Source organism: Micromonospora sp. NPDC049139 (assembly GCF_055586845.1).
The window spans coordinates 1-26,137 of sequence record NZ_JBVJHK010000024.1; the positions used below are offsets into that span (position 1 = coordinate 1).

General features: G+C 73.8%; 21 protein-coding genes and 1 pseudogene. 15 read left to right on the forward strand and 7 right to left on the reverse strand.

Translation table 11 applies throughout. The features are described 5' to 3' along the window. The first annotated feature begins 282 nt into the window (after positions 1 to 282). Positions 283 to 876 carry a hypothetical protein gene (locus ACZ6Q9_RS29440; RefSeq protein ID WP_393448741.1) on the forward strand — a complete coding sequence of 198 codons (594 nt, stop codon included), beginning with the start codon at positions 283 to 285 and terminating at the stop codon, positions 874 to 876. A gap of 45 nt (positions 877 to 921) precedes the next feature. Here ACZ6Q9_RS29440 and ACZ6Q9_RS29445 read toward each other — a convergent pair whose 3' ends face one another. Continuing rightward, the gene (locus tag ACZ6Q9_RS29445) at positions 922 to 1,884 is read right to left on the reverse strand and encodes an AraC family transcriptional regulator (RefSeq protein ID WP_393448744.1); all 963 of its coding nucleotides are present in this window, start codon (positions 1,882 to 1,884) and stop codon (positions 922 to 924) included. Between the two features lie 319 nt (positions 1,885 to 2,203). Between ACZ6Q9_RS29445 and ACZ6Q9_RS29450 the strand changes: the two genes are divergently transcribed. After that, complete coding sequence (locus ACZ6Q9_RS29450; protein WP_393266250.1) at positions 2,204 to 3,724, forward strand: flavin-containing monooxygenase; 1,521 nt, start codon at positions 2,204 to 2,206, stop codon at positions 3,722 to 3,724. A gap of 31 nt (positions 3,725 to 3,755) precedes the next feature. Here the strand turns inward: ACZ6Q9_RS29450 and ACZ6Q9_RS29455 are convergent, their stop codons facing one another. Then, positions 3,756 to 4,460: an SGNH/GDSL hydrolase family protein gene (locus tag ACZ6Q9_RS29455; RefSeq protein ID WP_396830484.1), complete on the reverse strand. Its 705-nt coding sequence runs from the start codon at positions 4,458 to 4,460 to the stop codon at positions 3,756 to 3,758. Between the two features lie 222 nt (positions 4,461 to 4,682). Here ACZ6Q9_RS29455 and ACZ6Q9_RS29460 point away from each other — a divergent pair, with 222 nt between their 5' ends. Together ACZ6Q9_RS29460 and ACZ6Q9_RS29465 are read left to right on the forward strand one after the other, a co-directional pair. Beyond that, positions 4,683 to 5,681, forward strand: coding sequence for a S1 family peptidase (locus ACZ6Q9_RS29460; RefSeq protein WP_396830482.1), 999 nt, complete (start codon positions 4,683 to 4,685; stop codon positions 5,679 to 5,681). A 67-nt stretch (positions 5,682 to 5,748) separates the two neighbouring features. Beyond that, positions 5,749 to 6,219, forward strand: a complete 471-nt coding sequence (locus tag ACZ6Q9_RS29465; RefSeq protein ID WP_393266242.1) for an SLOG cluster 4 domain-containing protein — start codon at positions 5,749 to 5,751, stop codon at positions 6,217 to 6,219. Positions 6,220 to 6,258: 39 nt separating this feature from the next. On the opposite strand, the gene ACZ6Q9_RS29470 is transcribed toward ACZ6Q9_RS29465, so the two are convergent. The 3 genes from ACZ6Q9_RS29470 to ACZ6Q9_RS29480 are packed head-to-tail and all read right to left on the reverse strand — an operon-like array spanning position 6,259 to position 9,491. Further along, the gene (locus ACZ6Q9_RS29470; protein WP_393448753.1) at positions 6,259 to 6,654 is read right to left on the reverse strand and encodes an MmcQ/YjbR family DNA-binding protein; all 396 of its coding nucleotides are present in this window, start codon (positions 6,652 to 6,654) and stop codon (positions 6,259 to 6,261) included. Between the two features lie 9 nt (positions 6,655 to 6,663). Continuing rightward, the gene (locus tag ACZ6Q9_RS29475; RefSeq protein ID WP_396830480.1) at positions 6,664 to 7,899 is read right to left on the reverse strand and encodes an MFS transporter; all 1,236 of its coding nucleotides are present in this window, start codon (positions 7,897 to 7,899) and stop codon (positions 6,664 to 6,666) included. Further along, a complete protein-coding gene (locus ACZ6Q9_RS29480) occupies positions 7,896 to 9,491 on the reverse strand; it encodes a class I adenylate-forming enzyme family protein (RefSeq protein WP_393266233.1) in 1,596 nt (531 codons plus the stop codon). The genes ACZ6Q9_RS29475 and ACZ6Q9_RS29480 overlap by 4 nt, the downstream gene beginning before the upstream one ends. 343 nt (positions 9,492 to 9,834) lie before the next feature. Between ACZ6Q9_RS29480 and ACZ6Q9_RS29485 the strand changes: the two genes are divergently transcribed. The 5 genes and pseudogenes from ACZ6Q9_RS29485 (at position 9,835) to ACZ6Q9_RS29505 (ending at position 15,890) form a co-directional block, all read left to right on the forward strand. Beyond that, positions 9,835 to 11,112 (forward strand): SGNH/GDSL hydrolase family protein, encoded by a 1,278-nt coding sequence (locus ACZ6Q9_RS29485; protein ID WP_393266593.1) that lies wholly within the window; start codon positions 9,835 to 9,837, stop codon positions 11,110 to 11,112. A gap of 68 nt (positions 11,113 to 11,180) precedes the next feature. Continuing rightward, on the forward strand, positions 11,181 to 12,401 hold the full coding sequence (locus ACZ6Q9_RS29490) for a cytochrome P450 (RefSeq protein ID WP_396830479.1): 1,221 nt from the start codon (positions 11,181 to 11,183) through the stop codon (positions 12,399 to 12,401). After that, positions 12,398 to 13,342, forward strand: a pseudogene (locus tag ACZ6Q9_RS29495) (alpha/beta hydrolase); the annotation flags it as partial. The gene ACZ6Q9_RS29490 and the pseudogene ACZ6Q9_RS29495, both read left to right, overlap by 4 nt. Positions 13,343 to 13,415: 73 nt before the next feature. Further along, positions 13,416 to 14,543, forward strand: a complete 1,128-nt coding sequence (locus ACZ6Q9_RS29500) for an alpha-hydroxy acid oxidase (RefSeq protein ID WP_396830478.1) — start codon at positions 13,416 to 13,418, stop codon at positions 14,541 to 14,543. Between the two features lie 3 nt (positions 14,544 to 14,546). After that, entirely contained in the window at positions 14,547 to 15,890 is a 1,344-nt protein-coding gene (locus tag ACZ6Q9_RS29505; RefSeq protein ID WP_396830476.1) for a PLP-dependent aminotransferase family protein, read from the forward strand. Here the strand turns inward: ACZ6Q9_RS29505 and ACZ6Q9_RS29510 are convergent. Both ACZ6Q9_RS29510 and ACZ6Q9_RS29515 read right to left on the reverse strand, forming a co-directional pair. Beyond that, a complete protein-coding gene (locus tag ACZ6Q9_RS29510; RefSeq protein ID WP_393266222.1) occupies positions 15,868 to 16,923 on the reverse strand; it encodes a LacI family DNA-binding transcriptional regulator in 1,056 nt (351 codons plus the stop codon). The two genes, ACZ6Q9_RS29505 and ACZ6Q9_RS29510, sit on opposite strands and share 23 nt — an antisense overlap. A gap of 79 nt (positions 16,924 to 17,002) precedes the next feature. After that, entirely contained in the window at positions 17,003 to 19,561 is a 2,559-nt protein-coding gene (locus ACZ6Q9_RS29515) for a GH32 C-terminal domain-containing protein (protein WP_396830473.1), read from the reverse strand. Positions 19,562 to 19,800: 239 nt separating this feature from the next. On the opposite strand from ACZ6Q9_RS29515, the gene ACZ6Q9_RS29520 reads away from it, so the two are divergent. The 6 genes from ACZ6Q9_RS29520 (at position 19,801) to araB (ending at position 26,119) form a co-directional block, all read left to right on the forward strand. Then, positions 19,801 to 20,886, forward strand: a complete 1,086-nt coding sequence (locus tag ACZ6Q9_RS29520; protein ID WP_393266216.1) for a substrate-binding domain-containing protein — start codon at positions 19,801 to 19,803, stop codon at positions 20,884 to 20,886. A gap of 86 nt (positions 20,887 to 20,972) precedes the next feature. Continuing rightward, positions 20,973 to 22,001 carry an ABC transporter permease gene (locus ACZ6Q9_RS29525; RefSeq protein WP_393266213.1) on the forward strand — a complete coding sequence of 343 codons (1,029 nt, stop codon included), beginning with the start codon at positions 20,973 to 20,975 and terminating at the stop codon, positions 21,999 to 22,001. Further along, positions 21,998 to 22,837, forward strand: coding sequence for an ATP-binding cassette domain-containing protein (locus ACZ6Q9_RS29530; RefSeq protein ID WP_393266211.1), 840 nt, complete (start codon positions 21,998 to 22,000; stop codon positions 22,835 to 22,837). The genes ACZ6Q9_RS29525 and ACZ6Q9_RS29530 overlap by 4 nt, the downstream gene beginning before the upstream one ends. Before the next feature lie 52 nt (positions 22,838 to 22,889). Next, complete coding sequence (locus ACZ6Q9_RS29535) at positions 22,890 to 23,843, forward strand: carbohydrate kinase family protein (RefSeq protein ID WP_393266208.1); 954 nt, start codon at positions 22,890 to 22,892, stop codon at positions 23,841 to 23,843. A gap of 125 nt (positions 23,844 to 23,968) precedes the next feature. Beyond that, a complete protein-coding gene (locus tag ACZ6Q9_RS29540) occupies positions 23,969 to 24,229 on the forward strand; it encodes a hypothetical protein (protein WP_357699352.1) in 261 nt (86 codons plus the stop codon). A 219-nt stretch (positions 24,230 to 24,448) separates the two neighbouring features. After that, entirely contained in the window at positions 24,449 to 26,119 is a 1,671-nt protein-coding gene (gene araB, locus ACZ6Q9_RS29545; RefSeq protein ID WP_393448774.1) for a ribulokinase, read from the forward strand. Positions 26,120 to 26,137: the final 18 nt, after the last annotated feature.

Sequence of the window (26,137 nt, forward strand, 5' to 3'; positions counted from 1 at the left end):
GAGCCGTGCTCGACGCCACCCACCGGACCAGCCGGGATGCTCATGCAACCCCAGGACCACCGGGCTGATCAAGCACCGGAGTCCTTTACATGAGCTGAGCGGCGGACGGTGGGACGGCCGCTGCCGGTCGTCCCACCGTGCTCGGTCGTGCGATGGTCACCGAGCGTCCGCCGGCATGCTGGCCATCGTCGAGCACAACATCACCCGGACACTGGCCCAGCTTGCCTGAGCCGTCGTGGCCGCTCAGGTTACGGGTCCGCCCCTGGTAGCTACTCTCTCGGCATGTCCGTCGACCTGGAGGCCACCCTGCCGCGGCCACTCACACTCGCCACTGTGATGGACGCGGCGCAGGGCACGCTCGCCGAGCTTCTCGGGCTGGACGCGGCACCGCGGCTGCGTCTCATCGCTGACCGGCGTTACGAGCAGGGGCGACGCCTCTCCGAGGGCCGGCAGGTGGATCGGGCGGAGCTGCGGTCCACCGTCATCGGTGAATCCGTCGACCACGAGGTCGACGCGATGTCGCACTCGGTCCACTACGAGGTCGACGTCTCCGGCGGAAACGACACGGTGTGGATGATGGTCATCCACCACCTGTCTGAGGCCGGCGGCGGAGTCGAAGCCGTCCTCAGCCCCAGCCGCACCTGCGTCGGTGTCGTCACGGCGACGGCCCTGGCGCTGGCCGTCGCCAGCAGCGCCGGCGGGGAGTTCGTCGACGAACAGATCGGCATGCTGCGGCCCCGCTCGTCCGATCCTGCCCACGTCATCGCCGCGACCCGCCTACCCCCTGGCAGTGACGACTTCGTCAGCGCCTGCGAACGGTACCTCCGTCAGTTCTCCCACCTGAACGGCTGGCCCAGGAGCCTGTCGATGCCCTGACCGGTCGCCGGCCCCGATGCGAGATCGGGGCCCGGCGGGGCGTGGTCAGCGACGGAGGGTGGTGGAAGGCGACTCGCCGAAGCGGGACCGGTACTCGCCGGCGAAGCGACTGAGGTGGGCGAATCCGTGGTCGAGGGCGACGGTCGTCACGGACGCCCCGGGTCCGGCCGCGCGCAGCGCGGCGTGGACCGCGTCGAGCCGGCGGGCGCGCAGGTACGCCATCGGGGTGGTCTGTAGCTCGCGGCGGAAGCAGTCCTGCAGCGTCCGTACGCTCACCCGAAGTGCCTCCGCGACGTCGCCGACCGTCAGTGCCTCGCCGTGGTGCTCCGTCATCAGTGCGCAGGCGCGTCGGACGAGGCGCCCGGGTGCCGGGTGCCTCGCCGGCCCGGCGAGCAGGTCAGTGTACGTGTGGCGGTGGGTCAGCAACAACTTGCCGATGAGCGCCTGCTCGAAGCGGCCGACGACCTGCGGGTGGTCGAGGAGGGAGGCGCCCTTCGGCTGGGACAGCTCCTCGGCGAGGAAGTCCACCCCGCGGGCCCAGGCCACCGCCGCGGGCGTGCTCATGGTCATGCCGACGTCGAAGTGGACCTGGCCGTCCACGGGTCGGCCCAGCAGTCGGGCGAGTTCCCGGTCGACCGTCTGCCGGTCGGCGTAGAAGATCCGGTGCGGAGACGCCTCGGACCAGTGCATGTCCGAGGCGTCATAGGGAGAGAGGACGGAGGCGGTGTCGGGCGTGGAGGCCACGGTACGCCCGGCGTGCCGGACCTCCGCCCGGCCGCCACGGGGAATCTGCACCAGGTAGAAGGTCTCCAGCGCGGCCGGCTGGATCCGCACCGCCTGCGCGTAGTCGAGGTCGACGACGCCCACGCCGCCCGACCGGCGGGCCGTCATTCGCAGGCGGACGCTGCGGACGCCCGGCTGGGGCGTGAGCCGGTGCGGACAGAAGACACGACCGACCTCCGTGCGGGCGCGCTCGATGTCGTCCGTCCTGACCGTCGTGGCAGCCATCTGGCACCTCCTGATGGGGCCGGGGCGGCTGCGCATCGCCGGTGACCCGCACGGAACCGTCGGTTCGCCCGGACCGGCGGCCCCGCGCCGAGACGCCCTGCTGTGCCGAGATTAGGACCGGGGGCAGCGTGATCAGCAGAGGCGTGCTCCAAACCCGACACCAAGGGCGCCGGGAAAAGTGCCCAAGTTGCGCGATGCGGATGCCGCGCGCGTCCAGCGGATAGCAGCCCTGCCGTCGTGCTCGTTAGCGTGCGATCGCCGCCGGCGCCCCGCTGTCGCGGCTCCCGTCAACGGGTCGCAGAGTCTGTGGAGGTTCGCCATGAGGATCGCCGTCGTCGGTGCTGGATTCGCCGGCCTGAGCGCAGCGAAGGTGCTGCGGCAGAGTGGCTTCGAGGTCTCCGTGTTCGAGAAGGCGCCCGACGTCGGAGGCGTCTGGAGCAGCACCCGGAGATACCCCGGCCTTCGCACGCAGAACAACAAGGGCACCTACCACCTCTCCGACCTGCCGATGCCCGCTCACTACCCGCAGTGGCCGTCGGGCGAGCAGGTTCAGCAGTACGTCGAGAGCTACGTGGACCGGTTCGGGCTCCGCCCCGTCCTGCGCCTCTCCACGGAGGTCGTCGCCGCGAAACTCGTGGACGACGAGACCGCGTGGCTGATCGCGTCACGACCGACGGGTGGGCGGGACCCGGCGACCTGGGAGCGGTACGACCACCTCGTCGTCGCCAACGGCATCTTCTCCGAGCCGCTCATCCCGCCCTTCGAGGGCCGTGCGGACTTCGTCGCCGCGGGGGGACGTGTTCTGGCCTGCGGGGAGTTCCACGATCTCGAGGCGGCGCGGGGAAAGCACGTCCTCGTCGTCGGGTACGGCAAGTCGTCCTGCGACGTGGCGGTCCCGCTGAGCGACGTCGCCGCGCGGACCCACGTCGTCGCCCGCCAACTGCTGTGGAAGATGCCCAAGAAGCTCGGCGGAGCGGTCAACTACAAGTACCTTCTGCTCACCCGGATGGGTGAGGCGCTGTTCCGGTACATCCGCGTGCAGGGCTTCGAGCGGTTCCTGCACGGCCCGGGCAACGGTCTGCGCCGCGGCATGCTCGACAGCGTGGGGTCGGTCGCGACCCGGCAGCTCAAGCTGCGCGAGCTGGGTCTCGTGCCGAACGGGACCTTCGAGGACATCGCGCGAAGCACCGTCAGCCTCGCGACGGACGGTTTCTTCGAGCGGGTCGCCGACGGTCGGATCAGCGTCCACCGCGATCGCCAGATCGGCGAACTCCTGGTCGACGGGGGGCGGCCGGCCGCCCGGCTCACGGACGGCACGGTGCTCCCCGCCGACCTGGTCATCTGCGGCACCGGGTTCCGGCAGCACGTGCCCTTCTTCGACGCCGCCCTGCACGCCCGGCTCGAAGACGACGACGGCAACTTCATGCTCCACCGCCAGATCCTGCCGGTCGACGTCCCGCACCTGACCTTCGCCGGCTACGACTCCTCGTTCTTCAGCCCGCTGAGCGCCGAGATGGCAGCGGTCTGGACGGCCGCCCATCTACGGGGAGGGATCGCGCTGCCGTCCAGGGAGCGGATGCGGGAGCAGGTGCGTACGCGGCTGGCCTGGATGGCGGCGCGGACCAACGGGCAGCACGCCCGCGGCACGAGCATCATCCCGTTCTCGATGCACAACATCGACGAGGTGCTCGACGACCTCGGGCTCAACCTCGGCCCGCTGGCCCGCGCCCGCCAGTGGCTGCTGCCCGTCGACCCGCGCGCCTATCGGAGGGTCACGCCCCGCATGATCCGGCGCACCGCCGCGACGGCGCCCCGGGAGTCAGTGAGCCAGCCGGCCTGACAGGGGGAAGGAGCAGCAGCCGCGGGGATCCTCACCGAGACGCCCCGTCCGCGCTTCGGGCGGTCGTGAGGTGGGCGCCGAGGCGGCGGACGGTCTCGGCGGCGGCGACGGCGTCGCTGCGGGCGCTGCCGTGCCGGCCGTCGCTGCTGTAGATCGACGGGTCGGCGGTGAGCGGGTGGTCGGTGAGCCGTACGTGCAGGGTGCCGAGCCGTTCGGCGAGCGCGCCGGTGTGCGCGGAGAGCCGCCGCATCCGCTCGGCCAGGCCGGCCCGGTGCCGCTCGGGCACGGCCGGGCTGTGCGAGACGTCGAACATGCCGACGGTGATCACGTCGGCCCCCGCGGCCCGCAACGCCTCGATGATCGCGGTCAGCTCGGCGTCGACCGCGTCCGCGTCGTACGCCGGGTGGAAGGCGTCGTTGCCGCCGCACACCACCAGCGCCAGGTCGGGCCGGAACGCCAGCGCCGGGGCGAGCTGGGTGGCGCGCACCTCGTGCGCCCGCAGCCCGCGCAGCCCGAGGTTCAGGTACGCCAGCTCCGGCCGGACGGCCCGCAGCTCGGCGGCGACGCGGTCCGCCCACTGCACCTCGGGATAGCCGTCGACGGGCTCGCAGAGCCCCTCGGCCACGCTGTCGCCGAGCACCGCGAAGCGCCGCCACGGGTGGTCGCGTAGCAGGGCGACGCTCTCCCCGTCGCGGAGGCACCACGGATCCGTCGATTCGGTCAGCGTCGATGGCATGAGCGCACGCTAGTCGACCGGGTCGCCGCCGGCCAGCGGCCCGTCGGGCAGGCGGCCTCCGCCAGGTGGGCGCTCGTGCGCTCCTCGTGACGAGTGGAGACAACGATCGGCGTCGAGCCCTTTACCTCCTGTGCGGCCGATGGAAATATGTGTCCATCGATCGATAGACAGTCGGTCCAGCCCTCCCTGGAGGAACGCGTGAGACTCACTCGACGTGGCGTGATGTCCACCGTCGCCGTCGCCTGCCTCGGCGCCACCATGGCCGTGTCGCCGGCCCACGCCGCGCCCGCCGTCCTGACCGCCGACGGAGCGGCCAGCCTCGCCGCCGGCCTCGGTCCCGACCGCACCGCCGGCTCCTACGTGGACGCCGCCTCGGGGCGTACGGTCGTCGCCGTCACCGACGAGGCCGCCGCCGCCAGGGTCCGCGCCGCCGGCGGCGTCGCCCGCCTGGTCACCCACAGCACGCGCGCCCTGGAGGCCGCGCAGTCCCGGGTCGACCTGGGCGTCACCGGCACCGCCCTCTGGGTCGACCCGGTCAGCAACCAGGTGGTCATCGGCGTGGACAGCACGGTCGGCGCCGCCCAGTCGGCCCGCATCCGCGCCGCGGTGGCCGCCGCCGGCGGCACGGCCCGGGTCACCCCGCTCGCCGGCACGCTGAGCATGCGGATCTCCGGCGGCGACGCCATCTACGGCGGCGGCTACCGCTGCTCGCTCGGCTTCAACGTGCGCAGCGGCAGCACCTACTACTTCCTCACCGCCGGGCACTGCACGGACGTGGTCTCCGCCTGGTACGCCAACTCGGCCCAGAGCACCAAGCTCGGCGACCGCACCGGCACCAGCTTCCCGGGCAACGACTACGGCATCGTCCGCTACACCAACACCTCGATCGCGATCGACGGCTCGGTGGGCTCGCAGGACATCACCGCCGCCGGGAACGCGTCCGTCGGCCAGCAGGTGACCCGGCGGGGCAGCACCACCGGCACCCACAGCGGCACGGTCACCGGCCTCAACGCCACCGTCCGGTACGCCGAGGGCACCGTGCGGGGCATGATCGCCACCAACGTCTGCGCCGAGCCCGGCGACAGCGGCGGCCCGCTCTACTCCGGCAGCATCGCGCTCGGCCTGACCTCGGGCGGCAGCGGCAACTGCCGCACCGGCGGCACCACCTTCTTCCAGCCCGTCACCGAGGCGCTCAGCAAGTACGGCGTCTCCGTGTTCTGACCCGACCGACCGTGGCGCCCCGGCGGATCCCGCCGGGGCGCCACGTCGCGTCGGGCATCATGGCGGCATGGTGCAGGTGGCGGTGTGCGGGCCGGCGACCGCGTCGGGCGCCGAGCTGGCGTACGCCCGCCGGGTGGGCGAGCTGCTCGCCGAGCGCGGCGCCACCGTGCTCTGCGGGGGCGGTGGCGGGGTGATGTCCGCCGTCGCCGCCGGCGCCCGTTCCCGGGCCGGCCTGGTCGTCGGCGTACGCCCCGACGACGGCACCGCGCCCGGCCCCGTGGCGGACGTGTCGGCCACGGTCGTCACCAACATGGGCCAGGCGCGCAACGCGATCCTGGTGTGGAGCGCCGACGCGGTGATCGCGGTCGGCGGCTCGTGGGGGACGCTGTCGGAGGTGGCCCTGGGCATGCGGCGCGGCGGCATCCCGGTGGTGGTGCTCGGCGGGTGGCGGATCGTCGACGCCGACGGTGTGGCCGTCGACGGCCCGCTGCATGTCTCCACCCCCGAGGAGGCGGTCTCGGCGGCGTTGCCGCGTTGACGTCGCCCCGCCCGCTGGCGGCCGACGCGCCGGGGCGGATCAGACGTGCTGCCCGGCCCGGTACGCCGCCGCGAGGCGCTTCGGCGCCCGGTCCTGCCACGCTTCGACGACCAGCTCGGTCAGCTCGTCGGGGTCGATCCGGTCGAGCCGGACCAGGACGACCGGGCAGCCGTCGAAGTGCGGGGTGGCGAAGTAGACGCCGGGGTCGTCGGCGAGCAGCGCCTCCTTCGCCCCCAGGTCCGGCACGCGCACGCCGAGCACCGGGCCGTCGGGCGCCGCCGCCCCGAGGGCGTCGAGGTCGGCGCGGCGCAGCGGGCGCTCCCAGACGAACGCCCGGTCCCGGACCTTCCACGCCGGGGCCCCCTGGTAGGAGGGGTGCTCGCTGGTCTCCGGCAGCCCCAGCGCGATCCGGCGTACGTCGTCCCACGTGGCCATGTCCGGACCCTACGCCTGACCGACGACGCGCGGTTCCCGCTCGGCCGTCGCGGGGGCCGACCGGGGGCGGAGGCCGGGCAGCAGCGGCAGCAGGGTGACCACCAGGCAGAACGCGGTCATCACCAACAGAGCGGGGCGGAGGCCGAGCGCGGTCACCGACCAGCCGCCCAGCAGCGCGCCCAGCGGCAGGCCCGCGAACGCCAGCGACCCCGCCAGCCCGATCACCCGGGTCTGCAACTCGGGTGGCACCCGCTCGTAGATCGCCACGCCGAGCAGCGGGTTCACCGCCGCGATGCCGATGCCGGACGCGAACGTCACCGCCAGCACCACCGCCAGCTCCTCGCTCAGCGCCAGGACCAGCAGCCGCGGGGCGCCGCTGACCGCCGCCCCGACCACGAAGGCCAGGTACCGGGGCAGCCGCGGGCCGTACGCGGTGAACAGCAGGTTCCCCAGCAGGGCGCCCGCGGAGAACGCGCCCAGCACCAGGCCCAGCCCGACCGGGCTGCGCAGCACGTCGGCCACCCAGAGCGGGATGTAGACGGCGACGCTGGCGTTGACCACCATGTTCAGCGCCGAGATCACCAGCAGCATGGTCAGCAGCATCCGGTCGTGGCCGAGGTAGCGGAACCCGCCCGCCAGCGCGCGCAGGTAGCCCTCCGGCCGCCCGGACGCCGCCGGGGGCGCCGGCGGTCGGACGAGGAGCCCGACCAGCAGCGCGCAGACGGCGAAGCTGGCGGCGTCGATGAGGATCGCCTGGGTCACGCCGAACCACCAGATGAGCAGCCCGCCCAGCCCCGCGCCGAGCAGGGTGACCACCCGGCCGAGCCCGTCGTAGACGGAGGTGAGCCGGATCAGTCGCACCCCGGCGGCCTCGGCGGCCGGGCGGAACATGACGTGCTTGACCCGGTCGCCGACGCCCCGCAGCGCGCCGACCACGGCGACCAGCGCGACCAGCGCGCCGAAGCCCAGCCACGGGGTGAGGGCCACCGCGACCATCAGCCCCGCGCTGCCCACGTCGACCAGGATCGAGGTGCGGCGCAGCCCGATCCGGTCCGCCCAGGGGGTGCCCAGCGCGCCGGAGAGCAGGTAGGGCAGCGTCTCGGCGGCGGCCACCACGCCCATCTTCGCGGGGCTGCCGGTGGTCTCCAGCACCAGCCACGGGATCGCCACCACCGAGACCCGGCTGCCCAGGTTCGAGATCAGGTCGGCGGCGACCAGGGTGGTCAGTTCCCGCCGGGGCGTCACGCCAGGCTGCCGATCGACGCCTCCGGGTGCTCCACCGCGCTCGGGTGGGCCTCGGCGTACCGGGCCCGCAGCGCGCGCTTGTCCACCTTGTTCGAGCGGTTGAGCGGCAGCCGGTCGACGAACTCCACCCCGCCCGGCGCCCAGGTGTCGCTGAGCGCGGCGGTGACCAGGTCGATCAACTCCCGCGCGGTCACCGTCGCGTCGGGCGCCGGCACCACGTAGGCGTACGGCAGCTCGCCGGCGACCTCGTCCGGCACGCCGATCACCGCCGCCGCGCGGACCTGCGGGTGCCCGGCCAGGAGGTCCTCGATCGGGCGGGAGTAGATCGGCCAGCTACGCCGCCGGGTGAGGATCCGGTCCTGCAACCGGTCGACGAGGTAGAGGTAGCCGTCGGCGTCGACGTGCCCGATGTCGCGGGTGCGGACCCAGCCGTCGACCAGCGTCTCGGCGGTCAGCTCGGGCCGGCCGTGGTAGCCGGCGAAACGCAGGTCGGTGTGCACCCACACCTCGCCGTTCTCGCCGGGCGGCAGCACGGTGCCGTCCTCGGCGCGGATCTCGACGCGCACGTCCCCGTACGGCCGACCGCAGGAGCGCAGCCGCTCCGGGTGCTCCGGGTCGTCGGTCAGCCCCGGCAGGGCGGTGATCACCACCGCCTCGCTGAGTCCGTACACGATGCGCAGCACCGGGCCGAAGCGGGCGATGGCCTGGCGCAGGCGGGCGGGCGCGGCGGGCCCGGCGCCCACGTTGAACATGAACATGGCGGAGAAGTCCGCGCCGTCCAGCGCCGGGTGGTCGAGCACCTCGTAGAGCATCGGCGGGGTGACGAAGGTGGAGTTGATCCGCTCCCGCCCGACGGTCTCGATGAACCGCGCCGGGTCCCAGCCGTCGCGGGGGAACAGCACCCCGCCGGTGAACAGGTTGAACAGCGTGGTGATCTGGCCGCTGGCCAGCCACATCGGCGAGTGCGACAGGTGCCGCAGCAGCGGGTACCCGGCCGCGCGGAAGTCGGCGGCCAGGGCGAGGATCTGTGCGTAGAAGCTCTCCCGGTGGTGCACCAGCTTGGGCGTGCCGGTGGTGCCGCTGGTCTGGAGGAAGGACTCCGGCGCCGGCGGTCGCGCCGGCAGGTCGTCCCCCGCCGTGGGGGGCCCGCCGGCGGTCAGGTCCCGGCCCGCGCCGCCCGGACCCAGGCAGAAGACCGGCACGCCGGGCAGCCCGGCGGCCAGTTCCGGGCCCAGGCTCGCGGGGTCGCGGGCATCGTAGACGAAGGCGTCGGGGCGGGCCAGCCGGACGAACTCGTCCACCTCGCGGCGGGAGGTGACCGGCGCGATCCACATCGTCCGGCAGCCCAGCAGGTGCAGGGCGAGCTGCACCAGCGGCGCCTCCACCGGGTTGCCGAGCGCGACCAGCACCCCGTCGCCCGGCCGTACGCCGTGCCCGCGCAGCGTCGCGGCCAGCCGGCGCACCTCGGCGGCGACGTCGGCGTAGCTGAGCCGGTGCCCGTCGCCGACCAGCGCCTCCCGGTCACCGAAGTCGGCGAACAGCTCCAGTGCCCGGTGTACGTAGCCGTCCCGTCGCTCCGGTCCGTCAGTCATCCCGCAGCCCCCATCGGCGAAGAGGAGTGGCCGTCCGCCGGCCAACCCGGGGACGTGTACACCGCGTCGGCGGGCCAGATCGCCGGCGCGGCGGGTGGGCGCGCGCCTCGGCGACCGCACCGCCGCCGTCCGTGAGCGTAGGCACCACCGCCTGTCACGGGACAGAGACCGAACGGCGTTCCGGCCGGACCGGAGGACATTTGATCACGTCGATCAGGTTGATTGACGCCCGTAAAACGGGGCGGCTAGGTTTCTGGACCATCGTCCAGGCGGTGCCGTCAGCGGACGGCCCTGGGCTGCCAACGATGGAGGTTCAATGTCGACCCCGAAGAGATGGCCTGTCATCGCGTCCGCGGCCACGCTGTTGATCGCGGGAACCCCGGCGGTGGTGGCCAGCGCCGGCCCGCCGGACGCCGAGGCGGCCCGCCAGCAGCGGACGGTCTGGGCGGGCAGTTGGGCGGCCGCGGTCACCCGGGGCAACGCGACCGGCCTGACCAACAATGGCCTCAACAACCAGAGCGTCCGGATGGTCGTGCACACCAGCGTGGGCGGACCGCAGTTCCGGGTGCGACTGAGCAACATGTACGGCGAGCAGGCCGTCAAGGTCGGCCGCGCCACCGTGGCGAAGCCGAACACCGCGACCCCCGACGACCTGTCCGACATCGACACCTCGACCCTGCGGGAGCTGACCTTCGACGGGGCCACCTCCGCCACCATGAACCGTGGCGCCGAGCTGCTCAGCGACCCGGTCGCCCTGCCCGTCGGCGACCAGCAGGATCTGGTGGTGACCCTGCACTTCCCGACGCCGACCGGGCCGGTGACCTTCCACGGCCAGTCCCGGCAGACCAACTTCATCGGCGCCACGGACCTCACCTCCGCCGCCGACGGCGCCGGGTTCACCATCCGGCCGAACTGCTGCTGGTTCTTCCTGTCCGGCATCGACGTGCAGCGCCGGCACAGCCCCGGCTCGGTGGTGGTCTTCGGCGACTCGATCGCCGACGGCAACGGCAGCACCGTCAACGCCAACAGGCGCTGGCCGGACCTGCTCGCCGACCGCCTCGTCGACGCCCGCCCCGACGTACGCACCCCGGGCGTGCTCAACCTGAGCCTGGCCGGCAACCGGCTCAACCACGAGGGCACCGAGCCCGGCGCGGGCGGCTTCCCCGGCTACCACGAGCTGGGCCCCAACGCCCTGGCCCGGCTCGACGAGGACGTCTTCGCCCAGACCGACGCCCGGACCGTCGTCACCCACCTGGGCATCAACGACATCTGGATGTCGGGCGACTCCGCCGAGAGCATCATCGCCTCGCTGCGGCAGGTCAACCAGCAGGTGAAGGCGCGCGGCCTGCGCAGCCTGGTGTCGACGCTCACCCCGTACGAGGGGCACGGCAACCCGGGGGTGTGGACGCCCGAGAAGGAGGCCACCCGGCAGGCGGTGAACGCGTGGCTGCGCGGCAGCGACGAGTTCGACGGGCTGCTCGACTTCGACCGGGTGCTGCGCGATCCCGCCCAGCCCAGCCGGCTGCTGCCCGCGTACGACTCGGGTGACCACATCCACCCGAACGACGCCGGCAACCAGGCGATGGCCGACGCCGTGCCGCTGCGACTGCTCGGCTTGTGACATCCGGCGCGGGCGGCGGGGCCACCCCCGCCGTCCGCGCCACCGTTCCTGGGGGGAGACCGATCGACGTGGACGTCACGCAACTGCTGACCCGTCTCTACAGCGACGAGGGCCGGCAGGACCCGTATCCCTGCTACGCGGGGCTGCACGAGCTGGGGCGGGTCAGCCCGGTGCCGGCGCGCGCCGAGCACCGGTCGGTCGCCGCCGTCGCCGTCGGCTACGACCTGGTCAGCCAGGTGCTGCGCGACCCGGAGTGGTACAAGCAGCCGCCGCCGGGCTGGCAGGAGCAGGAGGTGCTGCGCACCCTCCAGACCTCGATGATGTTCGTCAACCCGCCCGACCACACCCGGATGCGGGCGGTCTTCGCGAAGACCTTCACGCCGCGCCGGCTGGGCGCGCTGGAACCGGTCGTGCACCGGGTCGTGGACGGACTGCTGGACCGGATGGCCGACGCCGGGGAGACCGGGTTCGACTTCGTGGCGGAGTTCGCGTACCCGATGCCGGCCCTGGTGATGGCCGAGTTCATCGGCATCCCCGCCGGTGAGCTGGACTTCTACCGGCAGCGGGTGGAGCGGATCGACGAGTTCCTGGACGTGGCGGGCAAGACCCCGCAGCGGCTCGCCGCCGCCAACACCGCTGCCGCCGAGCTGCGCGACTTCTACGCCGACCTGATCGCCCACCGGCGCCGCCAGCCGGGCGAGGACCTGATCAGCGGGCTGGTGGAGGCGGTCGACTCCGGCGACGTGGGGCTCACCGCCGACGAGCTGGTCAGCAACCTGATCGTGCTGTTCAACGCCGCCTTCGTCACCACCGTCTACATGTTCAGCAACGGCCTGCCGCTGCTGCTGGCGAACCCCGACGTGGCCGCCGCGCTGCCCGGCGACGACGCGCTGGCCCGGGGCGCCGTCGACGAGATCCTGCGGCTGGAGGCCCCGGTGCACTTCCTGGCCCGGGCCGCGCCCCGGGACACCGAGCTGGGCGGGGTGCCGGTCGCGCGGGACGAGAACGTCCTGCTGATCATCGCCGCCGCCAACCGCGACCCGGCCCGGTTCCCCGAGCCGGACCGCTTCGACCCGCGCCGGCCCGGCCCGCCGTCGCTCGCCTTCGGCGTCGGCCTGCACTTCTGCCTCGGCGCGGCGGTGTCCCGGCTGGAGGGCCGGCTCGCGCTGCCGAAGCTGCTGGCCCGCTTCCCCCGGCTCGCGGTCGCCGAGCCGCCGACGTACAGCGGCAGCCTGTTCCTGCGCGGCATCGACAAGCTGCTGGTCCACGCCGGAGGGGAGGCCGCGTGAGCGTCCACCCGCAGGTCGCGGCGTACCGGACCGCCCGCGCGGCGGCCGGCATCCCGCCGCTGTACACGCAGACCCTCGCCGAGGCCCGCGCCGCCGACCTCGCCGCGATCCGCGCCGGCGGCGGCGCGGTCGAGCCGGTGCACGAGGTACGCGACACGCACGTGCCCGGCCCGGCCGGCGACCTGCCGGTGCGCATCCACCGGCCGGCGGGGGAGGGGCCGCTGCCCACCCTGGTCTACTTCTTCGGCGGCGGCTGGACGCTGGGCAGCGTCGACACCGCCGACGGCATCTGCCGGCGGCTGGCCAACGCGGTGCCCTGCCAGGTGGTCACTGTCGGCTACCGGCTGGCCCCGGAGCACCCGTTCCCGGCCGCCGTGTACGACTGCCACGCGGCGGCCCGGTGGATCGCCACGCATCCCGAGGAGTTCGGCGTCGACCCGCGGCGGCTGGCGGTCGGCGGGGACAGCGCCGGGGGCAACCTCGCGGCGGCCGTTACCCTGCTGGCCCGCGACGGCGGCGGGCCCGCGCTCGCCGCCCAGTTGCTGGTGTACCCGAACACCGACCAGACCGGGGAACCCGGCGGCGACGGCGAGGACCCCCTGCTGTTCAACCGCCGCTCGGTCGCCTGGTACCGCGGCCACTACTTCGCCGACCCCGCCGACGCGCGGCACCCGCTGGCCTCGCCCCTGCTCGCCGAGGACCTGAGCGGCCTGCCGCCGGCGCTGGTGATCACCGCCGAGCACGACCCGCTGCGCGAGGAGGGGGAGCGGTACGCCCACCGGCTGCGCGACGCGGGCGTGCCCACCACCCTCGCCCGGTACGCCGGCATGATCCACGGCTTCTTCGCCATGCCCGGCGCGTTCGACGACGGCCGGCGCGCCCAGGACCGGGCCGCCGGATTCCTGCGGGAGCGGTTCGGCCTCCCGACCGGCGATGCCGGCCCCGGAACGGTGGCGGCGGCTGCGGGTTCCCGCCCGGCGTCGAGCCGGCCGGCGGCGGGGACGGGGGCGAGCGATGGCTGAGACGGTGCTGCCCCGGCAGGACGCGCCGCCCGGCGAGTCGCCCGCGCCCGCCGGCCTGGCCGACTTCGCCGAGCGGGCCCGGGCGGTGCTTCCGCCCGAGGTGTGGGACTTCGTCGACGGCGGCAGCGGCACGGAGACCACGCTCGCCGCCAACCGGCGTGCCCTCGACCGGGTGGCCGTGCTGCCCCGGGTGCTGCGCGGCGTGGCCGCCCCGCGTACCGACGCGCGGCTGCTCGGCGCCCGCTGCGCCCTGCCGGTGGCGGTGGCGCCGATGGCGTACCAGCGGCTGGTGCACCCCGACGGGGAGACGGCGCTCGCGGCGGCGGCCGGCGCGGCCGGCGTGCCGTACGCGGCCAGCACGCTGAGCAGCGTGCCGATCGAGGAGATCGCGGCGACCGGCGCGGCCGTCTGGTTCCAGCTCTACTGGCTGCGGGACCGGGCCCTCGTCGCGGATCTGCTGGACCGGGCGCACGCGGCCGGGTGCGGCGCGCTGATGGTCACCGTGGACGTGCCGATCCTGGGCCGGCGGCTGCGCGACGTCCGCAACTCCTTCGCCATCCCGCCGCACGTCGTCGCCGCCAACCTGCCGGCCGGGCGGGACGCGCTCGCGCACGCCGCCACCCCGGGCGTCTCGGCCGTCGCGGCGCACACCGGCGAGGTCTTCGCGCCCGCGCTGAGCTGGGCCGACCTGGACTGGCTGCGGGGCCGTACCGCCCTGCCGCTGGTGGTGAAGGGCATCCTGGACCCGCGCGACGCGGAGCTGGCGGCGGCCGCCGGGGCGGACGCGGTGGTGGTCTCCAACCACGGCGGCCGCCAGCTCGACGGCGCACCGGCCACCGCCACCGTGCTGCCCGAGGTGGTGACGGCGGTGGCCGACCGGTGCGAGGTGCTGCTGGACAGCGGCGTGCGCGGCGGCGTGGACGTGCTGCGCGCGCTCGCTCTCGGCGCGCGGGGGGTGCTGGTCGGCCGGCCGTTGCTGTGGGCGCTCGCCGCCGGGGGCCGGGCGGGGGCGGAGACGGCGCTGGAGTTGCTGGCCGGCGAGTTCCGCGACGCGCTGGCGCTGGCCGGCTGTGCCGACCCGGCGGCCGTCCGCGAGCTGCGCGTGCTGAGGGAGGGCTGAGCGGTGGCCGAACCGGTGGACCTGCACGTCGACGACCTGCATCCGGCGGTCGACGACCCGGCGCTGAACTCGATGAACTTCCTCAACGAGGTGGCCCAGCACTATCCCGACGCGGTGTCGCTGGCGGCCGGCCGGCCGTACGAGGAGTTCTTCGACGTCGCCGCGCCGCACCGGCACCTGGAGACGTTCCGCCGGCACCTGGCCGACGACCTCGGGCAGAGCCCCGCGCAGGTGCACCGGACCCTGTTCCAGTACGGCCGCACCAAGGGCATCGTGCACCACCTCGTCGCCCGCAACCTCGCCGTCGACGAGAACATCACGGTCGACCCGGAGGCGGTCGTGGTGACCGTCGGCTGCCAGGAGGCGATGTTCCTGGTGCTGCGGGCGCTGCGGGCCGACCCCCGCGACGTGCTGCTCGCCGTCGCCCCGACGTACGTCGGGCTGACCGGCGCCGCGCGGCTGCTGGACCTGCCGGTGCGGCCGGTGGCCGGCGGCCCGGCCGGGGTGGACCTGGCCGACCTGCGGGAGCAGGTGCGCCGGGCCCGGGCGGCGGGGCTGCGCCCCCGCGCCTGTTACGTGATGCCGGACTTCGCCAACCCGTCGGGCACGAGCATCGGGCTGGCCGACCGGCGGCGGCTGCTCGACCTCGCCGCCGAGGAGGATCTGCTGCTGCTGGAGGACAACCCGTACGGTCTCTTTCCGGCCGGGGACGCGGGGCGGCTGCCGACGCTGAAGGCGTTGGACACCGCGCGGCGGGTGGTCTACCTGGGTTCGTTCGCCAAGACGGTGCTGCCCGGCGCGCGGGTGGGCTACGTGGTCGCCGACCAGCGCGTCGCCGGCTCCGACGGCTCGGTGGGCCTGTTCGCCGATCAGCTCGCCAAGATCAAGAGCATGGTCACGGTGAACACCTCGGCGATCGCCCAGGCGGTGGTCGGCGGCGCGCTGCTGGAGCACGGGTGCAGCCTGGTGGCTGCCACCGCCCGGGAGCGGGCCGCGTACGGCCGGAACCTGCGCCACCTCGTCGACGGCCTGGCCCGGCGTTTCCCGCCGGGCGCGTCGCCGGTGCGCTGGAACGTGCCGGCCGGCGGGTTCTTCGTGGTGGTCACGGTGCCGTTCGCGGTCGACGACGCGTTGCTGCACCGCTCCGCCCGCGAGTACGGGCTGCTCTGGACGCCGATGGCGCACTTCTACGACGACGGCGCCCCGGTCGACGCGCTGCGGCTGTCGGTCAGCGCGGTCACCCCGGCGCAGATCGACCTGGGCCTGGACCGGCTGGCGGCGCTGGTCGCCGACGAGACGACCGCCCGGTCGCGGGCGCTCGCCGTCACCCCGCGAACGGCCCGCTGATCTCGCCGGAGCCGCGTGGGATCAATCGGCTCGCGACCAGGTGGGTGGTGGGCGGCCACTGTTCGCCGTCCAGCCGCCGGAAGATCAGCGACGCGGCGACGCGGCCCATCTCCGACGGGTCCTGCGCCACGACGGTGACCGCCGGCTGGAGCAGGTCGGCCAGCGGGAAGTCGTCGAAGCCCACCAGGGCGACGTCGTGCTGGCGACCGAGCTGTTGCAGGGCCCGGATCGCGCCGATGGTGACGAGGTTCTGGGAGGTGAACAGCGCGGTGGGGCGGGGGTGTGCGGACAGCAGCCGGCGTACGGCCTCCTCGGCCTGCTCCTCGGTGTGCAGGTCGTGCACCGCGAGGGAGGGCGTCGGCGGGATGCCGTGGTCGCTGAGCGCTTCCTTGAAGCCCTGGAACCGCTGTCGGGCCGTCGGGATGGTCCGCAGGTCGCCCAGGTACGCGATGGTGCGGTGGCCGTGCCGGACGAGATGCCCGACGGCCATGGCGGCGCCCTCGTGGTTGTCGGTCAGGACGGCGTCGACGGCCAGCCCCACCGGCGGGCGGTCGACGAAGACCACCGGGGTGCCGGCGTCGACCTCACCGGCCAGGTAGCTCTGGTTGTCGCTGGCCGGCGCGACGACCAGGGCGTCGGCCTGCCGCATGGTGAAGGCGTGGATCAGGTCCCGCTCCCGCGCCGGATCCTCGTCGACGCTGCCAGCGAAGATCAACACCCCGCGTTCCCGCGCGGCGTCCTCGAGGGCCCGGTGCAGGGCGGCCGAGAACGGGTTGGCCACGTCCTCCAGCACCGCCGCGATCGCGGCGCTGCGACCGCTGGTGCGGCGGAGACTGCTCGCGGTGAAGTTCGGCCGGTAGTCCAGTTGGGCGATCGCCCGCTGGACGGCGGCGGTCTTCGGGGCGGAGACGCCCGCCTCGCCGTTGACGACCCGCGAGACGGTCTTGGGGCTCACTCCCGCGAGCAGCGCGACGTCCCGCAGCGTGGGTCGCGCCCGGGTTGCGGTCGACGTAGCGGAGGCGGCACCGTGCATGAGCGCTCCTACCGGACGGGTGCTGCGGCGGCCGGGGGCCGTTGACCGTACCCCCGGCCGCCGATGATCGACTCCCAGGTTATCGCCACACCGAGCGCAACGGCCGCACGGTGAGCGAGCGCACCACCACCTGACCGCCCTCGGCGAACAGGCGGGTCTGGTCGCTGGACGCCGCCGGGAAGACCTGGTCGGTGATCGTGGTCTGACCCGCGCCACCGAAGACCTCGACGGAGGAGCGGTCCACGTAGATTGTCATCCGCACGCGGTTCCCGTCCACGGTCAGCGGGCCGCTGTGCACGCCGGGGAAGAGCGGACCGACGTCGACCCGGCCCGACCGGGTCCGGTCGACGAAGAGGCGTCGCGCCGCTACGTCGTACCCGACCACCGTCCGTTCGTCGTCGCCGCCGCGCACGTGTAGGCCGAAGCGGTCGGCGTCGCGCAGCTCGAACTCTGCCTCGATCTCCAGCACGTCGCCGTCGGCGGCGGGCGGCAGGTCGGTTACGCCGGGTCCGAGGGTGGCGTCGCGCAGGGTGAAGGCCGTTCCGTCGCCGCGCAGGCCGCGGACCTGTGCCGCCGGCCGCTGGACCAGCCGGACCGCACCGTCGATCGTGGACAACCCGAATTCCCGGGGCAGGGCCATGGCGCCGCGCCAGGGCGAGGTCGGGACGTTGCCGGCGTACTGCCAGTTGTTCATCCAGCCGATCAGGATCCGCTTGCCCCCGGGGACGCCGTGGTAGGAGACGGCGGCGTAGTAGTCCTTGCCGTGGTCCACCCAGTCGTAGCGCTCCAGCTCGCTGGTCGCCGGCCGGTCGCCGGCCATCACGTGGTCGACGAGGATGTGTCCCCAGCCGCCCGAGTTGAAGTCGTTGATCTCCAGGTGCGCCCGCCGGCCGGCCAGGTCGCGCACGTCCCAGGCCACCCAGTCCAGGCGTTCGCTGTCCTTGCCGGTCGCGGTACGGACGACCTCGCCGTCGACGACGAGGTTGACCGCGGTCTCCACCGACCTCGGCAGCACCGGCGCGTCGGTGGCGATCAGGTGGTCGACCAGCAGGTGCCCCCAGCCGCCGGTGTGCTCGTCGACCACGCGCAACTGGGCGCTGCGGCCCCGGAACTCGGTCACGTCCCAACTGCGCCAGTTCACGAAGCCGGAGAAGTTTCCGGTGCCGGTGCGGACCACCTCGCCGTCGACGAGTAGCTCCACCACCGTCCGGGGCGTGTCGGTGCCGAGGTGGCCGCCGGCGCCGACGAGAACGCTCAGGTGGTTCCGGTCGATGGTGAACGCCGGCGAGGTCAGCGTGCCCGTGGTCGTGTCCGCCTCGAAGAAGGTGGTGAGCAGCTTGTCGCCCACGTGGCCCCGCTCGGACCGGGCCGGGCCCACCACCGGTGCGCGGTTGCGCAGGCCGCCGGTCGCCGTCCAGCCCGCCTGCTCGTACGTCCGGCCGTCGGGGAACTCGAAGTCGAGCACCGGCTCGGCGTCCTCGGGCACGAACGCGGTGGTCGTGTCGGGCAGGTGCGGGTGCGCGCCGCCACCGACGAGGAGGTTCAGGTAGTCCTGCCGGAGCGTGAACTCGGGGGAGACCAGGCGTCCCTTCGGGGCGTCGAAGCCGAGGAAGCTGTTGACCAGGGCGCGGCCCTGGAAGCCGCTGACCCGCTGCTGGCCGGGGACCGTGCCGGGGTACGGGGCGGCGCCGAAGGGCCCCGGCCCGAGTGCCGGGTCGTTCTCGACCGTCCAGCCCGCGTAGCCGTCCTCGAAGTCGGCGAGGAGCGTCCCCGTCGGCGGGGCCGGGTCGCCCGTCACCACGTTGTCGGCGGTGAAGGTGGTGCCGTCCCAGTCGCCGACGAAGTACTGCGCGCCCGATCCGCCGGCCACGGCGCCCGGGTTGAGGTTGACCACCAGCACCCACTTCGTGCGGTTCGGGTCGCCGTCGACCGGCAGTTCGAACAGGTCCGGCACCTCCCACACGCCGCCGACCGCGTTGGCGGGCCCGAAGTCGCTCAGGTGGGTCCAGGACCGGAGGTCGTCGGAGCGGTAGAAGCGCACCTTGTGCTCGGTGGCCAGCACGATCGCCATGACCCAGTAGCCGGCGTCGGCGTCCCAGAAGACCTTGGGGTCGCGGAACCCCCGCGAGCCGAGGTCGAGCACGGGGTTGCCGGCGTACCTCGTCCAGGTGCGTCCCCGGTCGGTGCTGTACGCCAGGGACTGCGCCTGGATGCCGGTCGCCGGGTACGCGCTGGTGTAGACCGCGACCATCGCCGGTGCGCCGGGCCGGCCGAAGCCGGAGGTGTTCCGTTCGTCGACCACGATCGAGCCGGAGAAGACGTGCTCGTCGGCCGAGTACGGGATCGCGACCGGCAGCTCCTCCCAGTGGAAAAGGTCGCGGCTCACCGCGTGCCCCCACGACATGTTGCCCCACTGCGCGCCCTCGGGGTTGTACTGGTAGAAGAGGTGCCACTCGCCCTGGTACCACACCAGGCCGTTCGGGTCGTTCATCCAGTTCCGCTCGGGACTGAAGTGGATCTGCGGTCGGTGCGGCTCGTCCCTGGTGCCGGGCGGCGCGCCGCTGGCGGTGGTGCCGGGCAGTGTCGCCATCAGGGCCGCGGTCGTGAACGCCGCGGCCAGCAATCGACGGACCCTCATCCACACTCCTCCGTCCTTCGGGGGGCGCCCGCCGTCGAGACGCGCCGGGCGGCGAACGTGGAGCGAATGCTGTGCGGTAGCTGACATCGTTGTCAAGGGCGCCCGGCGTGTTACTACACGATTACGAGAAAGTGCATCAAGATGTATTGACACCGTGGCGTTGCTCACTGGAAACTCCGCTGACATCGTTGTCGAGCCGGTCCGGCGATCCTGGCCGGGTGTCTTGTCGAGGAGAGAACATGATCCAGCGCACGGGCCGCCGTCGGGGCGCCCTGCTGCTCGCCGCCGTCGCGGCCACCAGCATGGTCGCCGGCGGCTGCGGGGACAGTTCCGGCGGCGCGGGCTCCGCCGGTGGCGGCACCGTCGCTGTCTCCCTGATCACCAAGAACTCCACCAACCCCTTCTTCGTCGCCATGCAGCAGGGCGCGAAGAAGGCCGCCGAGGCGGAGGGCGTGAAGCTGACCCTGGCCGCCGGCAAGGAGGACGGCGACGAGGCCGGCCAGGTGCAGGCCATCGAGGACGCCATCGCCCGCGGCGACGAGGGCATCCTGATCACCCCGAACGGCCCCGGCGTCAACCCCGCCATCAAGAAGGCCCGGGACGCCGGCCTCTACGTCATCGCGCTGGACACCCCGCCCGACCCGGCCGACACCGTCGACATCACCTTCGCCACCGACAACTTCAAGGCCGGCGAGCTGATCGGCAAGTGGACCGCGAGCCAGCTCGGCGGCAAGCCGGCGACCATCGCGATGCTGGACCTGTTCAACGACAAGGTCGTCTCCGTCGACTACAACCGGGACCAGGGCTTCCTGACCGGCATGGGCATCGACACCGCCGACCGGAAGAAGAACGGCGACGAGGCGAAGACGGGCAACTACTCCGGCGGCACCTACACCATCGCCTGCAACGAGCCGACCAACGGCGCCGAGGACGGCGGTCGTACGGCCATGGAGAACTGCCTGACCCGCAACCCCGACATCAACGTCGTCTACACCATCAACGAGCCCGCCGCGGTCGGCGCGCACAAGGCGCTCCGGGCCGCGGGCAGGACCCAGGGCGTCCTGGTCGTCTCCGTCGACGGCGGCTGCGACGGCGTACGGCAGGTCAAGGACGGGGTCATCGGCGCGACCTCCCAGCAGTACCCGCTGAAGATGGCCGAGCTGGGCGTGCAGGCGATCAAGAAGATCGCGAACGGCGGCGAGAAGCCGAAGGTCTCCGACGGCCTGGACTTCTTCGACACCGGCGTCACCCTGGTCACCGACAAGGCGACGACCGGGGTCGAGAGCATCACCAGCACCGACGCCGCCCAGCGCTGCTGGGGCTGAGCCACCGCCGCCCGGCCGGGGTGTCCGAAAGCATCCCGGGGCCCGGCCGGGCAGGTCGTCCGCCATCGACAACGGCAGGAGTACGCGTGACCACCACGTCACCACCGACCACCGCCGCGCAGCAGTTCGCCCTGCGCCGGCACTCACCGCTGCAACGCGTCCAGCACCTGCTGCACGCGCACCCCGCGATCAGCCCCTTCCTCGTGCTGGTCGTCTCGTTCGTCGTCTTCTCCACCATCAACCCGCGGTTCGCCTCGCCCAACTCCCTGTCGCTCGTCCTGCAGCAGGTGGCGGTCATCGGCGCGCTCGCCGTAGGCCAGACGCTGATCATCCTGACCGCGGGCATCGACCTGTCGGTCGGCGCGATCGTCATCCTGGCCATGATGCTCTCGGCCAAGCTGGCCGAGGGGCAGGGCCTTCCCGGCGTGCTCGCGATCCTCCTCGCCATCGCGGTCGGCGCGGCGGCGGGAGCGCTCAACGGGGCACTCGTGACCCGGCTGAAGCTGCCACCCTTCATCGTCACGCTCGGCACGCTCAGCGTCTTCACCGCCGTCGGCCTGCTCTACTCCGGCGGGCAGAGCGTGCAGGCCACCGACCTTCCGCCGGTGCTCAGCTGGACCGGGGAGTCCTTCCCGGTGGGACCGTTCCGGATCACGGCCGGCGTCGTCGCGGTGGTGCTGCTCTACCTGGCGGTCGGGTACGCGCTGGCCAGGACGGCCTGGGGGCGGCACGTCTACGCGGTGGGCGACGACAAGGAGGCGGCACGGCTCGCCGGCATCCGGGTCGACCGGGTCCTGCTGAGCGTCTACCTCGTCGCCGGCGCGATCTACGGCCTCACCGCCTGGATCCTCATCGGCCGTGCCGGCGCGGCCAGCCCCAACGCCATCACCGACGCGAACCTGGAGAGCATCACCGCCGTGGTCATCGGTGGCACCAGCCTGTTCGGCGGGCGCGGTGCGGTGCTCGGGACCCTGCTCGGCGCGTTGATCGTCGGGTTCTTCCGCAGCGGACTGTCGCTGGCCGGGGTCGACGACCAGTACCGCGTCCTCGCCGTGGGCCTGCTGGTGATCCTCGCCGTGGCCGTCGACCAGTGGATCAGGAAGGTGAGGGCATGACCGCCACCACGCACACCCCCGACGGGCGGACCGGCGCGGCCGACACGCGGCGGCGCTCGCCGGTGCTGTCGGCGCGAGGTCTGGTCAAGACGTTCGGCAGGGTCGTCGGTCTCGACGGGGTCGATCTCGACCTCTATCCCGGCGAGGTCCTGGCCGTCATCGGCGACAACGGCGCGGGGAAGTCGACGCTGATCAAGTGCCTGACCGGCGCGCTGACCCCGGATGCCGGAGAACTGTTCCTGGAGGGCAGGCCCACGCAGTTCAAGCGGCCGCAGGACGCCCGGGACGCCGGCATCGAGACGGTCTACCAGACGCTCGCCGTGGCGCCGGCGCTGGACATCGCGACCAACCTCTTCCTCGGCCGGGAGAAGCGCCGGCGCGGCCCCCTCGGCTCGATCTTCCGGATGCTCGACCAGAAGGGCATGCGGCGCGAGGCCGCCCAGGCCCTCGCCGACCTCGGCATCGGCACCCTGCAGAACGTGGGGCAGGCGGTCGAGACGCTTTCCGGCGGGCAGCGCCAGGCGGTCTCGGTGGCGCGCGCAGCGGCCTTCGGCAGCAAGGTGATCGTGCTCGACGAGCCGACCGCCGCCCTCGGCGTCAAGGAATCCAACCAGGTGCTCCGCATGATCGAGGAGGTCCGGTCGCGAGGGCTGCCGGTCATCCTCATCAGCCACAACATGCCGCACGTGTTCGAGGTCGCCGACCGCATCCACATCCAGCGACTGGGTCGCTGCGCGGGCGTGGTGACGCCGGCGTCGCACACGATGCCGGAGGCGGTGGCGATCATGACGGGCGCGACCACCCTCGAGGAGACCCCGGGCCGGACCGCGGCCTGAGGGCCGCTCCGCACATGGCCGGGGCTCGGCGCAGCCTCGGGAAAGGACCACTGTGATCACTGTTGTCGGCGAGGCCCTGGTGGATCTGATCGAGGACCCACCGGGGGAGGCCGTCGCCCACCCCGGGGGCAGCCCGGCGAACGTCGCCGTGGCCCTGGCCCGCCTCGGCCTGCCCACGACCCTGCTGACCCAGCTCGGCGACGATGCGTACGGGCGGTTGCTCCGCGCCCACCTGGCCGACAACGGCGTGCGCCTCGACCCCGCCTCGGTGCCGGACCTGCCGAGCACCAGCGTGGCCCGGACGCATGTGGACGCGGACGGTCAGGCGGGGTACGACTTCCGCATCGCGTGGCGGTCCTTCCCGCGGACGGCCGTGGCCGGCGTCGGCGTCGGCGCCGACTGCCTGCACACCGGGTCGCTGGGCGCGGTCCTGCCGCCCGGCGCCGACGACGTGCGGGCGCTGGTGCACGCCCGGCGGGCCACCACGATGATCAGTTACGACCCGAACTGCCGGCCGTCGCTGATGGGGGACCGGTCGGCGGTCCGGAGCCGGGTCGAAGACCTGGTGGCGGCCAGCGACATCGTCAAGGTCAGCGACGAGGACCTGGCCTGGCTCCATCCGGGGCGCGGGCACGAGCAGGTCGGGCGGGAGTGGCTGGACCTGGGCGCGCACCTCGTGGTGGTCACCCGGGGTCGCGGCGGGGCGTGGGGGGCCACCCGGCACGGCGAGGTGCGGGTGGACGCCCGGCCGGTGGAGGTGGTGGACACGGTCGGGGCCGGTGACGCGTTCACGGCGGGACTGCTGGCCGCGCTGAGTGACCTGGGACTGCTCGGCGCGGCGCGGCGCGGGGCACTCGCGGCGGCGGGCCGGGACGACGTCGCCGTCGTGCTCCGCCGCGCCGCCGACGTCGCCGCCTGGACCTGCCGTCGGCGGGGGGCCGACCCGCCCACGCGGGCCGAGCTGGCTGCCGGGGAATCCGCCGGTGGACCGCTGCGGGTCGGTTGAGAGCTCGCCCGCAGGGCCGTCCACAGTAGTCGGTCGCGGCCCGGCATCTCGGCGCTGACACACCGCGTTCATCGCACGGCAAAGCGCGACTGCCTGTGTTTCGCCGTCCTCGATGGACACCCATAATGGACGTCATGATCGCTTGGGAGTACGCGTTGCTGGTCCGCCGCTATCAGGGGCAGGGCCGCAACTTCCATGTCAGCTTCATCTGGTACGGCCCGGACGGGACGCGTCGGGACATCACCGCGTACGGCGACACCGCGATCGCGCACCTCAACCGGGCCGGCCGGGAGGGCTGGGAGCTGGTCTCCGCCGCCGAGGACGTGAACAACATCCAGGGCAGCACCGAGGTGCACCGCTACCACCTGAAGCGGCCCATCGCCTGACCGGGCGGGGCGGGCGGTCAGTCCCGGCGGTCCTGGCTGAGGAAACCGGGCTCTCGCGCATTTGTCGGCTCCTGATCCATGGGGTGACGCGTGTGTGGAGGGGCGCCGAGCCTACGTGTGTCGATGTATTGGGATCAACGACTGCGGTAGCGTTGCCTCCCGCCGCCGCTGAACCGCCGCCCCGCCGGGCGCCGGAGCGGCGCGGCGGGAGGAGGAGCGGTGGCGCAGCCGGCAGCCGGGGTGCCCGGGCACGTCGTCGGGGTCGACTTCGGCACCCTCTCCGGCCGGGCGGTCGTGGTGGACGTCGCCGACGGCGTCGTGCGCGGCGAGGCCGTGCACGCGTACCGGCACGGGGTGATCACGGAGCGGCTGCCCGACGGGACGCCGCTGCCGCCGGACTGGGCGTTGCAGCACCCCGACGACCACCGCGAGGTGCTCCGGGTCGCGGTGCCCGCCGCGCTGCGGGCCGCCGGCGTACGCCCCGAGGACGTGCGCGGCATCGGCGTCGACGCCACCTCCTGCACGATGCTGCCCACCCGCGCCGACGGCACCCCGCTCTGCGAGCTGCCCGAGCTGGCCGGTCGGCCGCACGCGTATCCGAAGCTGTGGCGGCACCACGCGGCCCAGCGGCAGGCCGCCCGGATCAACGACGTCGCCGCCGCGCGCGGCGAGACCTGGCTGCCCCGCTACGGCGGGCGGGTCTCCGCCGAGTGGCAGCTCGCCAAGGCGCTGGAGGTGCTGGAGGAGGACCCGGCGGTCTTCGACCGCGCGGAGCGCTTCATCGAGACGGCGGACTGGCTGGTCTGGCAGCTCTGCGGGCGGGAGACCCGCAACGTCTCCGCCGCCGGCTTCAAGGGGCTGCGGCAGGACGGGCGGTACCCGTCGGCGGAGTTCCTGCGCGCCGTGCACCCCCGCCTCGACGGGCTGCTGCCCCGGATCGACGGCCCGCTCGCGCCGCTGGGCGCCCGGGCGGGCGGGCTGACCGCCGAGGCGGCCCGGTGGACCGGGCTGCCGGTGGGCACCGCCGTCGCGGCCGGGTCCATCGACGCGCATGTCACCGCCGCGGCTGCCCGCGCGGTCGAGCCGGGCCGGATGCTCGCCGTCCTCGGCACCTCCACCTGCCTGATCATGAACGCGGCGGCGTACCACGAGGTGCCCGGGGTCTGCGGCGTGGTCGACGGCGGCGTCACCACCGGTTCGTGGGGCTACGAGGCGGGGCAGAGCGGCGTCGGGGACATCTTCGCCTGGTACGTCCGCACCGGCCTGCCGGCCGACTACGCCGACGAGGCGCGCCGCCGCGGGCTGAGCCCGTACGAGCTGCTGGACACCCTCGCCGCCGACCAGCCGGTGGGCGGGCACGGGCTGCTGGCGCTGGACTGGCACAGCGGCAACCGGTCGGTGCTCATGGACCACGAGCTGAGCGGGGTGCTGGTGGGGCTGACCCTGGCCACCCGGCCGGAGGAGATCTGGCGGGCGCTGCTGGAGGCCACCGCGTTCGGCGCCCGGACGGTGGTCGACGCGTTCACCGCCGCCGGCGTGGCCGTCGACGAGCTGACCGTGGCCGGCGGGCTGACCCGCAACCGGCTGCTGCTGCGGATCTACGCCGACGTCATCGGCCGGCCGCTGCACGTGGTCGACTCCGCGCACCCGGCGGCGCTGGGCGCGGCGATCCACGCGGCGGTCGCCGCCGGGGCGTACCCGGACGTGCCGGCCGCCTCGGCGGCGATGGGCGCCGCCCGCCGCGAGACCTGGCACCCCGACCCGGCCCGGGCGGCCGCCTACGACGAGCTGTACGCGGACTACCGCGCGCTGCACGACCACTTCGGCCGGGGCGGCACCGACGTCCTGCACCGCCTCCGCGCCCGCCGCCACCGCACCCACCGCCCCTGACGCTCCCACCCCGCACGG

Coding starts and splice junctions, on each gene's coding strand:
- ACZ6Q9_RS29440 (WP_393448741.1), top strand. CDS start 283: ATGTCCGTCGACCTGGAGGCCACCCTGCCGCGGCCACTCACACTCGCC.
- ACZ6Q9_RS29510 (WP_393266222.1), bottom strand. CDS start 16,923: ATGCACGGTGCCGCCTCCGCTACGTCGACCGCAACCCGGGCGCGACCC.
- ACZ6Q9_RS29460 (WP_396830482.1), top strand. CDS start 4,683: ATGTCCACCGTCGCCGTCGCCTGCCTCGGCGCCACCATGGCCGTGTCG.
- ACZ6Q9_RS29480 (WP_393266233.1), bottom strand. CDS start 9,491: ATGACTGACGGACCGGAGCGACGGGACGGCTACGTACACCGGGCACTG.
- ACZ6Q9_RS29450 (WP_393266250.1), top strand. CDS start 2,204: ATGAGGATCGCCGTCGTCGGTGCTGGATTCGCCGGCCTGAGCGCAGCG.
- ACZ6Q9_RS29515 (WP_396830473.1), bottom strand. CDS start 19,561: ATGAGGGTCCGTCGATTGCTGGCCGCGGCGTTCACGACCGCGGCCCTG.
- ACZ6Q9_RS29455 (WP_396830484.1), bottom strand. CDS start 4,460: ATGCCATCGACGCTGACCGAATCGACGGATCCGTGGTGCCTCCGCGAC.
- ACZ6Q9_RS29445 (WP_393448744.1), bottom strand. CDS start 1,884: ATGGCTGCCACGACGGTCAGGACGGACGACATCGAGCGCGCCCGCACG.
- ACZ6Q9_RS29470 (WP_393448753.1), bottom strand. CDS start 6,654: ATGGCCACGTGGGACGACGTACGCCGGATCGCGCTGGGGCTGCCGGAG.
- ACZ6Q9_RS29530 (WP_393266211.1), top strand. CDS start 21,998: ATGACCGCCACCACGCACACCCCCGACGGGCGGACCGGCGCGGCCGAC.
- ACZ6Q9_RS29465 (WP_393266242.1), top strand. CDS start 5,749: ATGGTGCAGGTGGCGGTGTGCGGGCCGGCGACCGCGTCGGGCGCCGAG.
- ACZ6Q9_RS29520 (WP_393266216.1), top strand. CDS start 19,801: ATGATCCAGCGCACGGGCCGCCGTCGGGGCGCCCTGCTGCTCGCCGCC.
- ACZ6Q9_RS29500 (WP_396830478.1), top strand. CDS start 13,416: ATGGCTGAGACGGTGCTGCCCCGGCAGGACGCGCCGCCCGGCGAGTCG.
- ACZ6Q9_RS29540 (WP_357699352.1), top strand. CDS start 23,969: ATGGACGTCATGATCGCTTGGGAGTACGCGTTGCTGGTCCGCCGCTAT.